The following is a 13,237-nucleotide window of genomic DNA, read 5'->3' as shown; positions in this document are numbered from 1 at the left end:
TTGTCTATGAACGTAAAGATTATACTGACTTTAATATCTATTTCACTGGGTGAACTTGCCTGGTGCCAAACGCTTGATACCACTGTAACGTTGGTGAACGGCAAGGTGATTAATGCTTCTACCAAAGAGCCTCTGGCGGCTCATGTTAAGTATGAAAGTATACCTTACGGCAGTAAAATAGGAGTAATGTCTGGAGATTCTTTTACGTTTAACATGGAGAACCAGAAGGATTATCAGTTAAAGGTGTCTGCCGAAGGGTATTTTCCATATGAGGCCACCATCAAGGTAGAAGAAGCGGAGAATGGTAGGATCGAAAAGATCATAGAGCTCAAGCCTAATACATTTCAGGACCTTATCCGATTGGATAAACTGATTTTTGCGCTTGGAAATGCCGAGATTACTGATGCTTCTCATGAAGAATTAAATGAGCTTGCCAATATGCTTAACGGTAATCCAAACATGATTATTCAGCTAGAAGGGCATACGGATTTTAGAGGAAACCCTAGGCAAAACATGAAACTCTCTCAAAGAAGAGTAGATGCCGTAAAAGAATATCTCATTGATAAAGGCATCTCTAAAAAAAGAATACGAACCAAAGCTTTTGGCGGAACACAACCTATGAGCAGAGGTACCGATGCTGCTGCCAGAAGTAGTAACAGAAGAGTAGAGGTTCGTATCCTAGAAAATTAAATCCTTACACCCAGTCCAAATTCAACCATATCGGCTGTTCGGCTATGTGTTTTTAATGAGGTGTTAATGAAGGCTTTATCAATGATTTGATATTTCAAGCCATACCGCTGATACCAACTTGATTCATAGAATACTTGAGGTTTATACAAGTAAATTCCTGCCTGATAAATAATATGTAGCTTTCCTAATAATATTTCTGTGCCAATTGTAAGGGCAAGTTGTCTGCCATCACTATTTGGGTTATCGTCTTCAATACCTTTTTGATAGTTATGGACATTGGTGGCAAAAACAACAGACTCTTCATCATACTTGAAGGCATCCATCCCAAGCAACAGAGTGTTGTAAGTACTAATTTGCTTTTGTGCATAGAAACTTAGGGCGTAAGCATAGTGCTTATGATCTTCCTGTAGCACTTCTCTCCAGGCTCGGGCTGCCATTAGGTTAAAATGTATTTTACGATCAATATCTGGGGAAGGAGAATCTGTCAAAATTTCCGCTGGTTTTGGTAAATACCTGAGGCCCACACCTACAATAGGGAAATTCATGCCATTATTTGGGATGTTTAATCGGCCATTTGAAAAGTGGCGGAATGATAGATTGGCATTCAGGTATAGGTTTTCGTTGAGGTAAAACTCTCTGTATACAGTTCCGCGTAGCACATAACTTACCTTGCTGCTTATTGCTTTATTATTCGGATTCGTTTCAGCATCAAATCGTTTAGTGGAGTATACGAAGCCAGTACCAATGTTTAAACGCCACTGATTTTTCTTACTATTTCTATTGGTGGTAACATCAATAGAGCTTGTGGCAGTAAAGGCCTTTCCAAGTTCTTCCGGTTCCATGTAGTTATAATAACCCGCTCCGAAACCAATACGTGGGTAGTTATAAAGCTTTTCCCAGGCACGTTTTCCATTTGTATGCTTAGTGGCGTAAAGTTCAATGCCGTGAAGGTTTGTATATTCTAACTTCTTCATGCCCGTCTTATAACGAAATACCGCACCATAATAAGGATTAGCACCATAAGACCAGGCTGGTTTTTTGTCTTGAGCACGTAAAAAATGAATGGATACCGCGCTACATATTAGTAGGCAAAAAATAATAGGTTTTAGCTTCAAGAGACTATGCTTTTTAATGTTTTTATGAATGTATCTATTTCTTCTTTGGTGTTGTAATAATGAACGGAAGCTCTAATCATCTTATCCAAATGTCTTTCCTCCATGTCCAGGAGAGTACCATTTTTGGAGGTCAAAGATACGTTGATGTTAGCTTTGGCCAATTCAGATTGAATTTCATCAGCTGGTATATGACTAGTTAATGTGATAATACCAGATTTAACAATCCCTAAATCATGCACATCTATGTTATTGATGGCAGATAGCTGTTCTCTCATGTAGTTGCTCAGAGCTGTTATTTGCTTCCAAATTTCTGTCGAACCCATCTCATTTGCTGCTTTCAAGGCAATTGTAAGTCCAAGCTTGGCTGCTAGATTAGTTTCCCAGGTTTCAAAGGCTCTGCCATCCTGCCTTTGTTCATAACTATTTATCGAAGTCCATTCGGCTGAATGTAGGTCAAGATTTTGAGGCCTTAACCTTTCAATGGTAGCTTTTTTTATAAACAAAAAACCAGTGCCTCTGGGGCCTCTTAAAAACTTCCTACCGGTGGCAGTAAGGAAGTCACATTGAATTTTTTTAACATCTAATGGATATTGGCCTACTGATTGGCACGAATCCAGTAGATACAAAATGTTGTGTGCACTCGCTATTTTCCCAACTTCTTCTGCAGGATTAACAATTCCACCATTGGTAGGAATATGAGTGATAGCTATAAGTTTAACTTGGGGACTAATAAGATTTTCTAGCTCTTTTAGGTCAACTTCGCCGGTTCCTGTGCTAGGGATGACCTTAATATTAATTTTCTTTTCTTTCTGAAGATTGAGGAAAGCAATAAAATTACTGGCGTATTCAATCTTGGAAGTTAAAATGATGTCGCCATCCTCAAAGGGAATAGAGAAGAAAGAACGCTGCCAGGCTACCGTAGCACTTTCTGTAAATGCTATCTCATCCGCACGGGCATTGATGAATTTTGCAGCCTCAGAATAGAACTCTTCCAGCTGGCTATCAAACTTCTCAGCGGTTTCATAACCTCCATTTTGTGCTTCTATTTGTAAGTACTCAAGTTGAGCAGAAAGCACCTTTTCGGATACCAAAGAGGCACCGGCATTGTTTAGATGTATAATGGAATTGTTCATGACTATTGCTTTGAGAACTTACTGAAGAGTAAATTTACCACCTCACTTATATTATCCAATATCTCATAATCGCTAACACCCTGGTGTGGCCATTTTTGAGAAACAAGAGCATCTTTAGTTGCTTTGAGAATAAAGGCCAGTTTGCCATGATCAACGCCTGGTCTCATTTGATGGCCGAAGTGATCAACTTCTTTTCTTAGCAGAAATAATTGTTCTGAAGAGGCTGATGGATTAATGAGTGCTTCGTTTTCAAGTAAATTATGCATTTCTGAAAATTCTGCTGAAAATTTAATCTCTGCAAGACAAAGTCTGGTGAACCATATGTCAAAATCCTGATCAGGTTGATTGTAGATGCTGAGAAATATATCAGTTTTTCTCTTCCGAGCAGTATTTACTAAATATTGGTAGAGATCGGATTTGTCTGTGAAATATTGATAAACACTACCTTTCGCAATATTCAGCCTTCGTACTATTTTGGAAACCGATGCTTGTTCATAGGATTTTTCAGAGAACTCTTTCAAAGCCTCTTGAATAAACCTTTCCTTTTTAGCATCAGGTAGGTTTACGAAGGTTGGGCTCGGCATTTTAGTCTATTTTAGGTGCCTCAAAGGAAGTAAATACCTCGTCTGGCAATGAATCGTATACGACTACCTTGTGAGGTCCTTTGTCATCGGATCGATCGTATGAAAACTTAACACCTTCATGGGTTTGATAGTTATCAAACGGCCAGACAGCAGAGGCACTATCTTGAGAAGCCTGCTGGAAGTATGCCCATTGTTTTACCAGGTGATCTGCTTTATCTACATACACTTCATATTTGTTATTAGGGGTGTCTCCCACATTTTCAAAGGTCATGGTAAGTACATCCGCAAGGTCGCCGTTAGATAGGGAATCTTCACGAGAATATTTTAGCGTAACACCGCTATCTTTTAGTTTAAATGGCATTACAAGCCAGTAAGAATCATTTATCCAAATGCTTTTGGCCTCTGCCAGATAATTTTTTAATGTATCCGGATTAGAAATTTCCTTATCGCCTACTTTTACTTTGCCTTCTCCAGATGCTACGTTCACTAAATAGGTGGTTTGTTTGGAAGGAAAATCTATTCTTACTCTGCTAGTATGCTTATCCCAGATTAAATCTCTTGCACCAAAGAAATTCCATGAGATATATCTTATGGCATCATAATTTTTTCTGCCACCCATGGCGGCCATCACACTATCTGCTATTGCAATGGCTTTGTCATCAGATTCCGCTGCATTGAAACCATCTGCCGCTGGATTAACCTCAGTTACGGTATTTTCAGTAGTTTCAGGCTGCTCTTGATTTTCACTTTGAGGGCCGCAGGCGGCCAATATTGCACAGGCAATGAATGCGAATAGTATATTTCTAGTCATTTGATTCGGGTTCAGATTTTCTTTTTTTCAAGTTAACAAATTCCAAAACCTTCACCTCTTTCTCTCTGAAAATATATCTTCTCAGCAGCCTCTCTATAGGTAAAATTATAATGGCTATAATTACCTGAATGATAAAATCAATTACAGGTGAGCTGAGCGTAAATTTACTTTCGGCTATGGTTTGGATAAATTCAATGATAATAACTAAGGCAAGCACAGCTAAAAGCTGACTCACCAGATGATACTTATCTCCTAGTTTTTTAACATTTATGGAGGCAAAAAGTAAGAGTGCCAGGCCTAAAAATTCTAACACATAGAACCAAGGACGTTTCCAGTAAGGAGGTTTTATTTGGAATGAAATAGGATCAGCTTCACTAATGGTTCCTAGAATATCCTTAGACCTCACGTGCAGCGTGTATTTTCCATCAGGTAAATAGGGGAAGTCTATTACATTATGATCAGGCGACCAGTCTGACCATTCTCTATTCAGCCCTTCTAGTTTATACTGATATTGAATATCTAAAATGCCAGAATACTCGGGTTCAATGAACTCAAAGGCCAATTTATTATTTTGCTGGTCAAATTTAAGCTCCGGCCCCAAGCCGTAAGACGTAGTACCAGACTGAATCTTCTTCAGTAGCAGTTTGTAGTTTTTAGTTTTGAAATTCTGCTTTTTGGCTGATACCTGGTATAGATCATTGCCCTCAGTTATCACCCAAAATTCATTGGATTGTGGGTTAGATTTAATGTATTTAATGTCATGGAAAAGATTGAGCAGCGTGAAATTTTTATTACTAGCATGGGAACCTAACTTTTTCCAGGCATTTTTTGATGACAACCATATGCTTTTGCCATTCCCGTGGAAGTAATCCTGAATGTCTTCCCCTTTTTTCAATAATTCAAGATCATTAGTCTTCTTATTGAGAAAAAATATGCCTTTTGTGTTTATAAAGAAGATGGTGTCATTTTGGGCTACACCGTAAGTCTCATCATAATAAGGGTTTTCCAGATTATATTCTTCAGTGTCAGCAATTTCATCATTGTTGAAAGTGATACAATAAATCTCTTCCATGCTGCAATACCATATTTTGCCCATATGATCTTCGAAGATATAATGAACATCATCTCTAAACTGGCTGAAAATGTTAAGTTCATGAAAATCTTCACGGTAATCGTACACTTTAAGTTCATGATTATAAGTGCTGGCGAATATCTTTTTCTTATTAGGTGAAATGGTAAAATACCGTATGGCCTCATCACTTATTTTAAAGGCCTTTTTGTCTTTAATTTCATATAATCCATCTAATCCTCCGCAGAATAGTCTATTGCCGTCGGTTTCAAAAAGAGAAGTTTTGGAGCCAATATTATTGATGGGTTTATACTCATAAGTGATGGATTTCAGCTCTTTTTCTACTAACCTTTTATACTGAGGTTGGGCACCTTTAGGGGGCTCTTCTTCTGACGACTCTTTATTTTTTTTCTTTAAGAAACCGAATAAGCCTCCCTTCTTCTTTTTATCATCTCTGATTACGGTTTTCTCTTGGATGGTGGGTTTCTTAATAATCCTAATGGTTTCATCAAAGCTCTTTACCTCCTCCAAATAGTAAACGCCGGTACTCGTGCCTACAAATAGCTGCCCCTCGTGCTCAACGGCCGATAGGACATTGCCCTTAAGGCCAGCGTACTGGCTAAAGCTTTTAAAAGGTAGATCGGGTGCTATTCTGGTAAGTCCCTCACTATGAGCAACCCAGACTCCATAATTATCATCAGTGGCCAAGGCATATACCTCATTATCCGGTAAGCCAGATTGGTAGTTGATGATCTTAACAATTTCAGATTTAAGTGGATTTATGAAAATCACACCACCTTTTAATGATGACAGTACTGCCAGAGTGTCTGATAAAAATATGCCGGTTTCTATGCCACTGTTAAGTAGGTAGTCGCCATCCTTTTTAAAGCTTAGTTTTTTGGCCCTCGAGCCATTCAGATAAATGAGCTCATTATCATCTGTACCAATAATATACTTTGACGACTCTTTAAGGCGCGCTATGAATGTAGTGCTTTCCTTATCAAAACTTAGGTTTTGAGGCGCTTGAAGATGATTGCCTTCAATTTGCTGGAGTCCACTGTTGGATGTGTTTACATAAACTTGGCCATTGTACTCTATAAGATCCAGGAACGCTCCGCTAAAACCGGAGCTAATAGTTTTTACGCTATCTTTGTGGTGAACGTAAAGGTTTTCGTCATTGATTGCGTAAAGAGAATTGTGCTCGTAAAGTATTTTAGTGATGTTAGTTGCCGATTCTACCTGTGAAGAAAGAGACTTATATTTCAGGTTAAACTGTTCATCTCTAGAGAGGATTCCAAATCCTGCTGCACCACCCAAATAGATATTGTTTTCTGAATCTAATGCTAATGAGAATATCGCCGATGGTGTTTCGATCTGACTCCAGTTTTTGCCATCAAATTGCCATAAGCCTTGTCTGTTGGCAATATTTATAATGCCATCCTTATCTTGAAGAATGTCAAAATTGATATTGTCAGAATTATTGCCGGCTGAACTAAAATGCCTTAGATAGTAGTTTCCCTGCTGGGCAAAAATGACATTTGGCGCAAATATAAATAAAGCCGAGTAGACGATTAGTAGCGCATGTTTCACGTATGCAGATTTCCAGATTTGGCTGTAAATTACGAAAAGAATATGGAACGGGCTAAAAATGAATTATTTAAATAAAAGAGGCCGTCACAAGTAATTTTTAAGACGGCCACTTCTTTTAATTATATGATTCCCTGAGCTATAGTGGCCCGGGCTACTTTTTTGAAAGAATAGATATTGGCTCCTTTTACGTAGTCGTTTTTAAAACCGTACTCTTCTGAAGCTTGTAAACAGTTAGTATGTATCTCTTTCATTATTTCTTGTAGCTTTTTATCTACTTGCTCTTTAGACCAGTAGCTACCCATATAGTTTTGCATCATTTCTATGCCAGAAGTGGCCACACCTCCTGCATTGCTGGCTTTTCCAGGTGAATACAAAATATCTGAATCTATCACTATTTTGGCCGCATCAGCCTCCAGGGGCATATTGGCACCTTCACCAATTAGAACAACTTTATTTTTTACTAGATTTTCAGCGTCTTTGGCATTCACTTCATTCTGGGTGGCGCAAGGAAATGCACAATCAGCTTTAATGTCCCAAAGTGGATTGCTGCTTTGATCCTTTTCAGAAGCGAAATATTTTGCAGAGCTATACTTTTCGGCATATTCTTTTATTCGGCCTCTTTTTACATTTTTAAGCTCTTTAATGTAAGCCAGTTTATCTTCATCAATCCCTTCTTCATCATAAATAAAGCCGGATGAATCAGAAACAGATATTGGCTTAGCACCCATATGAAGCAATTTCTCAACCGTGTGCTGGGCCACATTTCCCGAACCCGACACTAGGCAGGTCTTCCCTTTTACCGAATCATTGATGTGGTTAAGCATATTTTCAGAAAAATATACCAATCCATAACCGGTGGCTTCGGTTCTCAGCAAACTACCACCCCAACCAACACCTTTGCCGGTAAGCACTCCTGTAAACTCATTAGAAAGCTTCTTGTAGGTGCCGAACATATACCCAATTTCTCTTGAGCCTACACCTATATCGCCAGCCGGTACATCTATGCGGTGACCTACATGGCGATTTAATTCCATAAAAAAGTTTTGACAAAAACGCATCACCTCGCCATCAGATTTTCCTTTGGGGTTGAAGTCAGATCCGCCTTTACCTCCACCCATAGGAAGGCCTGTCAGCGCATTTTTAAAGGTCTGCTCAAAGGCTAGAAATTTCAGTATGCCCGGATATACCGATGGGTGAAACCTCAAACCTCCTTTATAAGGACCAATGGCACTATTCATTTGAACTCTGTAGCCACGGTTAACTTGCACTTCACCCTGGTCATCTACCCAACTTACTTTAAAAGATATTTGTCTTTCTGGCTCCAATAAACGTTCAAGTACTTTGTGTTTTCTGAATTCAGGGTGCTTTTCTAAAACAGGTCCTATAGAATCTATAACCTCTTCAGCGGCCTGGTGAAACTCCGGCTCATGAGGATCTCTTTTCTTTACATTTTCCAGTATGTCAGACATTTATTCAACGATTTTTAAGCGATTTTTAATTCATTTATTCACTTATCCAACCACTCTGACCGTCTAATGTTCTTACAAATTGAAATTGGTTATAGCGGCCTAGAACGGAGACCTTACTATTAGCTAAAAGCTGGGTTATAGGAATGGAATCAGCAGAGGCTTGAGACAACAGAGTTTGGTCTTTTTTGATGGTCAAAGGCTCACCAGATCCTGTGGGCTTAATTAAGTTTTTAAAGACAAATCCTTGCTGATTATTTGGTAGTTCTATTCTGAACCAGTCTTGAAACTGGCCTATAATTTTTAAAATGGTGTTATTGGCAAGTTGGTCGATGGGGGTGAAATTGGTGCCTGGTCCACTTCGCAAGTTTAATGTTTTGGAGGTAGTTACAAATAAGCTCGAAAATTGCACACTATCAATTTTAAAATCGTCTATCATTTTCTCGGCAACCTTCACCCAGGCAAGAGGATCTTTACTGCCTGATGAATATATGCCAAAGTGGAGGTGGGGAGGTGTGTTTTTTGCATTTCCTGTATTACCGACAAGCCCAAGGGTATCGCCCTGTTTTACTCTTTCACCTGATGATACTAGTTGCTGATCCAAATGTGCAAAATAATAAGATTGGCCTCTCTTGTTGTCTCTCAGCCAGACCACATTTCCTCCCAGGTTGTTAGTTCCTACTCTGCTCACATACCCATCGGTAGGAGCAACTACTGGTGTGCCTCGCTTAGCGAAAATATCCAGCCCTTCATGTGAACGTGCCCCAGCATCTCTGGGCGCTCCATAAAAGCTACCGATTGATCGATTGGTAGCACCTTGCACGGGATTGATAAGGATCGGATTACTGTTGATGGTAAGATTATAATAAGCGCTGTTAAGCAAAGAGGGCTGAATTCTTAATAGATAATAACCATCATCTTCTACTTCGTACTTTAATATGGCAGCACTATCGCTGTGTGCAATGGCTTTCCATTGACTTTCTTTATAAAAAAATAGATCAAGAAACAGCTGGCCATTTTGCTCTGATTGTACATCGCTGTCTATTTGAAGAAGCTTCCCTTCTTTGGCTTGAAATCTATAAGATCTGGCGTCGGGCTCACTATCTGAAAAGTAGCCTTTTTCCTTGTAAGGTAAATCGATGAAGATAGAATCTGTCAGGGCTGACTTTCCTGCCTCTACCCACTTATTCATGAGGGTAGTGTTTTCCAAGCCAGCAGATTTTAGGCTTTTAAGGTAGGTTTCGTAAGGTGGCTGATCACTGAAAGCTTCCTTGATGGATTTTAGACCATTGCAGGAGCTGAATAACGCTCCTGCAATAAGTACAATCAAAAGATTTTTCATGCTGATTTAACAGCACATTTTATCTTAAAGTTTATCTTTCAAGAACCTGGCGGTATGGTTGTCTTTTAGCTTAACCATGTCTTCAGGTGTACCTTCGTAACAAATATTTCCACCGTTTTCCCCACCTTCAGGACCAAGATCAATAATCCAGTCTGCTGACTTAATTATTTCCATGTTATGCTCAATGATGATCACGCTGTTACCCTGTTCCACTAAAGCATTGATAGAATTTAGTAGCTGGGTGATGTCATGGAAATGCAAACCTGTAGTAGGTTCATCAAAGATGAACAGAATATGGTCTTTATTATCCCTGCTATTTTTGCCTAAGTAGAAAGCGAGTTTTACACGTTGTGCTTCCCCACCACTAAGTGAATTAGAGGATTGACCAAGACCAATATAACCTAAGCCAACATCAAAAAGGGGCTGAATTTTATTAAGAATAGCGGTTTTGCCATCAAAAAACTCAAGACTTTCCTCTACCGTCAGGTCTAGCACATCAGCTATGCTCTTTCCCTGATATTCTACATCCAGAATTTCCTGCTTAAATCTTTTTCCTTTGCAGCTCTCACAAGTGAGGAAGATGTCAGCCATAAACTGCATTTCAATTTTAACTACACCCTCTCCCTGACAGGTTTCACAGCGGCCACCATCCACGTTAAATGAAAAATGAGATGGTTTATAGCCTCTTTGCTTAGATAACGGCTGATCAGCGAATAGCTGTCTTATGGCATCATAAGCTTTCACATAAGTTACAGGATTAGAACGAGAAGATTTACCAATTGGGTTTTGATCAACAAACTCAATCTGGGTTATTTTCTCATAGTCACCTTCCAGCTTATCAAACTTACCGGTAGCTTCAGAAACGGTTCCTAAAATTTTCCCAACACCAGGATAAAGTATCTTTTTAACCAATGTAGACTTTCCTGATCCACTTACTCCTGTAACTACAGTAAGTACATCAAGTGGAAACTTAACATCGATGTTCTTCAAGTTATTTTCGCTAGCTCCGAAGATGGAAATGGAATCCTTCCATTTGCGTCTGCTGGTTGGCACTACAATTCTTTCTCTACCCAATAGATAATCAGCGGTATGAGAATCAGAGCCTTCTAACTCATCTACAGTGCCCTGGAACATTAATTCGCCACCGTGTACCCCGGCATCTGGTCCTATATCTATGATTTGATCAGCGGCTGTCATTACTTCTTCTTCATGTTCTACCACTATTACAGTGTTTCCCATGTCGCGAAGGGATTTTAACACCCCAACCAATCTCTCTGTATCTCTCGGATGAAGACCAATACTAGGTTCATCCAGAATATACATACTTCCCACCAATGCACTTCCGAGTGAGGTAGCTAATTTTATTCTTTGAAACTCACCGCCAGAGAGCGTAGAGGTCATTCTGTTGAGCGTAAGATAGCCCAAGCCCACTCTTTCAATGTATGAAAGCCTGTTATTAATTTCCTTTAAAAGTCTGCGAGCAATACTTTTATCATTGTCATTAAGTTCTAATTGATCAAAATAATTAATGACTTTACCGATTGGAAGAAGAACTATATCAGTGATTGATTTGCCTCCAATTTTCACGTAAGAAGCATCTTTTCTCAATCGGGTGCCGCGGCAGTCAGGGCAAACTGTTCTACCTCTATATCTTGATAATAAAACCCTATATTGGATCTTGTGAGTTTTAGATTCAATGAATTTAAAAAATGAATTCAGGCCATCGAAATACTTATTTCCTTCCCAAAGCAATTGCTTTTGCTCGTCAGTAAGTTCTATGTAGGGTCTGTGAATTGGAAAATCAAATCTTATTCCATCTTTAAGAAGCGGATTAAGCCATTTTTTCATGGTTTCACTTCTCCATGGAGCAATTGCCCCCTCGTATATTGAAAGGCTTTTATCAGGAATTACCAGGTCAGGATCAATGCCCAATACTTTTCCAAAACCTTCGCAAGTTCTACAAGCTCCATATGGATTGTTAAAGCTGAAGAAGTTTACATTAGGCTCTTGAAACTTCATTCCATCTTCCTCAAATCTGTCAGAGAAATGGCGAGTTTCTTTACCCATGATATGAATGTAACAGTCGCCAATACCCTCAAAATAGGCAGTTTGAACAGAATCGGACAAGCGATATTGGGTGTCTTCATCATCTGGCTTTACCACGGCGCGGTCTATCAAAATCTCTATGGCAGCGTCTTTCTTAAGTGCGCCGGAATCTTGAAGCAAATCTTCTATAAAAAGCACATCATCACCTACAATGATTCTGGTATAGCCTTTACTAAGGAGAATGTTTAGCTCCTGCTCCGTAGTTCTTTCAGCATTCTTCTTCAGAGGGCAGCTTACCATTACTTTGGTTCCTTCCTCATATGAATTAATGAAGTTAACTACATCAGTAACGCTATCTTTAGAAACTCTTTTACCTGAAATAGGGGAATAAGTAACGCCTATTCTAGCGAATAAGAGCTTTAAATAGTCATAAATTTCTGTGGTGGTACCTACGGTAGATCTTGGGTTTCTGGTATTTACCTTTTGCTCTATCGCAATGGCAGGAGAGACCCCTTTAATGTAATCTACCTCTGGTTTTTCCATACGGCCAAGGAATTGACGTGCGTATGAGCTTAAGCTTTCTACATACATCCTTTGTCCTTCGGCAAAAAGAGTGTCAAAAGCCAGAGAAGATTTACCAGACCCGGAGAGTCCGGTAATCACAACTAATTTATTTCTTGGAATGGCTACGCTAAGGTTTTTTAGATTGTTTACGCGTGCCCTTTTTATTATTATATGCTGCTTGGGATCAAGAGATTCCAATTTTTCTTCGAGAGTGGCTGTAGTATCTTGCATAAGTTACAAAGATACTACACAATGAGTGGATAATGAATGTTATGATTAAAGATTACCCTTCAAAATCAGGATCATATTCATCGCCTACATCAATATCATCATCATCTCCATCGTCATCATCATCTATATCCAGATCATATTCTCCATCACTGTTTTTGGTCACAGCAATTTTGACTAAGAACATAGTATCTTCAGTTTCTAACGGAACTACAAAAAAAGGTTCATTCTTAGCATTGGTAAGCCTCATAAGATTGTTCTCGAATCCATCCGGGTACCTTTTTTTAAGTAGTGATTTTAAGTCAGAGTCTAGATTTTCCAGACTTTTAATTACTCGTTTTTTCTCCATTTTGAGTCCTAACCTAATTGGTAAATCATGTGGTTTTTAAATTATGGTGGAAATGTAGTAAAAGATTTTCCTAACCATAAAATAATATTATGAAAAGTTTCTCCTTAATGATAAAAAAGTTTGGGGTGTAACCAGAGGTGCAAAAAATTCTTTGTTATTTTTTTGCATGTTATTTGCTATTTTACTTACATTTGATTTTCTGACTCGAAATAATTTTTAATCAAAATCCCCCCGGCGACAATATGATATA

General features: G+C 38.9%; 10 protein-coding genes. 1 reads left to right on the top strand and 9 read right to left on the bottom strand.

All coding sequences use genetic code 11. The features are described from left to right. Positions 1 to 6 precede the first annotated feature (6 nt). Positions 7 to 690, top strand: coding sequence for an OmpA family protein (locus LVD16_RS02800; protein WP_233772066.1), 684 nt, complete (start codon positions 7 to 9; stop codon positions 688 to 690). On the opposite strand, the gene LVD16_RS02795 is transcribed toward LVD16_RS02800, so the two are convergent. The 9 genes from LVD16_RS02795 to LVD16_RS02755 all read right to left on the bottom strand — a co-directional run bounded on the left by LVD16_RS02795 (position 687) and on the right by LVD16_RS02755 (position 12,987). Continuing rightward, entirely contained in the window at positions 687 to 1,664 is a 978-nt protein-coding gene (locus LVD16_RS02795; protein ID WP_233772065.1) for an acyloxyacyl hydrolase, read from the bottom strand. The two genes, LVD16_RS02800 and LVD16_RS02795, sit on opposite strands and share 4 nt — an antisense overlap. Before the next feature lie 137 nt (positions 1,665 to 1,801). Continuing rightward, on the bottom strand, positions 1,802 to 2,938 hold the full coding sequence (locus LVD16_RS02790) for an aminotransferase class V-fold PLP-dependent enzyme (RefSeq protein WP_233772064.1): 1,137 nt from the start codon (positions 2,936 to 2,938) through the stop codon (positions 1,802 to 1,804). Positions 2,939 to 2,940: 2 nt separating this feature from the next. Then, positions 2,941 to 3,522, bottom strand: a complete 582-nt coding sequence (locus tag LVD16_RS02785) for a TetR/AcrR family transcriptional regulator (RefSeq protein ID WP_233772063.1) — start codon at positions 3,520 to 3,522, stop codon at positions 2,941 to 2,943. Between the two features lies 1 nt (position 3,523). Beyond that, positions 3,524 to 4,333, bottom strand: coding sequence for a hypothetical protein (locus LVD16_RS02780; protein ID WP_233772062.1), 810 nt, complete (start codon positions 4,331 to 4,333; stop codon positions 3,524 to 3,526). Further along, positions 4,326 to 6,992, bottom strand: coding sequence for a triple tyrosine motif-containing protein (locus LVD16_RS02775; RefSeq protein ID WP_233772061.1), 2,667 nt, complete (start codon positions 6,990 to 6,992; stop codon positions 4,326 to 4,328). Before LVD16_RS02775 ends, LVD16_RS02780 begins: the two co-directional genes overlap by 8 nt. 119 nt (positions 6,993 to 7,111) lie before the next feature. Continuing rightward, the gene (gene gdhA / locus LVD16_RS02770; RefSeq protein ID WP_233772060.1) at positions 7,112 to 8,461 is read right to left on the bottom strand and encodes an NADP-specific glutamate dehydrogenase; all 1,350 of its coding nucleotides are present in this window, start codon (positions 8,459 to 8,461) and stop codon (positions 7,112 to 7,114) included. A gap of 34 nt (positions 8,462 to 8,495) precedes the next feature. Next, positions 8,496 to 9,800 (bottom strand): peptidoglycan DD-metalloendopeptidase family protein, encoded by a 1,305-nt coding sequence (locus LVD16_RS02765; protein ID WP_233772059.1) that lies wholly within the window; start codon positions 9,798 to 9,800, stop codon positions 8,496 to 8,498. 24 nt (positions 9,801 to 9,824) lie between these two features. Then, entirely contained in the window at positions 9,825 to 12,641 is a 2,817-nt protein-coding gene (gene uvrA, locus LVD16_RS02760) for an excinuclease ABC subunit UvrA (RefSeq protein WP_233772058.1), read from the bottom strand. Between the two features lie 52 nt (positions 12,642 to 12,693). Then, the gene (locus tag LVD16_RS02755; protein WP_233772057.1) at positions 12,694 to 12,987 is read right to left on the bottom strand and encodes a hypothetical protein; all 294 of its coding nucleotides are present in this window, start codon (positions 12,985 to 12,987) and stop codon (positions 12,694 to 12,696) included. Between the last annotated feature and the right edge of the window lie 250 nt (positions 12,988 to 13,237).

The sequence above is a fragment of the Fulvivirga ligni genome (genome assembly GCF_021389935.1).
Lineage (GTDB): Bacteria > Bacteroidota > Bacteroidia > Cytophagales > Cyclobacteriaceae > Fulvivirga > Fulvivirga ligni.
This window is presented reverse-complemented; position numbering and strand designations above follow the sequence as displayed.

Coding starts and splice junctions, on each gene's coding strand:
- LVD16_RS02790 (WP_233772064.1), bottom strand. CDS start 2,938: ATGAACAATTCCATTATACATCTAAACAATGCCGGTGCCTCTTTGGTA.
- LVD16_RS02765 (WP_233772059.1), bottom strand. CDS start 9,800: ATGAAAAATCTTTTGATTGTACTTATTGCAGGAGCGTTATTCAGCTCC.
- LVD16_RS02800 (WP_233772066.1), top strand. CDS start 7: ATGAACGTAAAGATTATACTGACTTTAATATCTATTTCACTGGGTGAA.
- LVD16_RS02755 (WP_233772057.1), bottom strand. CDS start 12,987: ATGGAGAAAAAACGAGTAATTAAAAGTCTGGAAAATCTAGACTCTGAC.
- LVD16_RS02785 (WP_233772063.1), bottom strand. CDS start 3,522: ATGCCGAGCCCAACCTTCGTAAACCTACCTGATGCTAAAAAGGAAAGG.
- uvrA (WP_233772058.1), bottom strand. CDS start 12,641: ATGCAAGATACTACAGCCACTCTCGAAGAAAAATTGGAATCTCTTGAT.
- LVD16_RS02780 (WP_233772062.1), bottom strand. CDS start 4,333: ATGACTAGAAATATACTATTCGCATTCATTGCCTGTGCAATATTGGCC.
- gdhA (WP_233772060.1), bottom strand. CDS start 8,461: ATGTCTGACATACTGGAAAATGTAAAGAAAAGAGATCCTCATGAGCCG.
- LVD16_RS02795 (WP_233772065.1), bottom strand. CDS start 1,664: ATGAAGAAGTTAGAATATACAAACCTTCACGGCATTGAACTTTACGCC.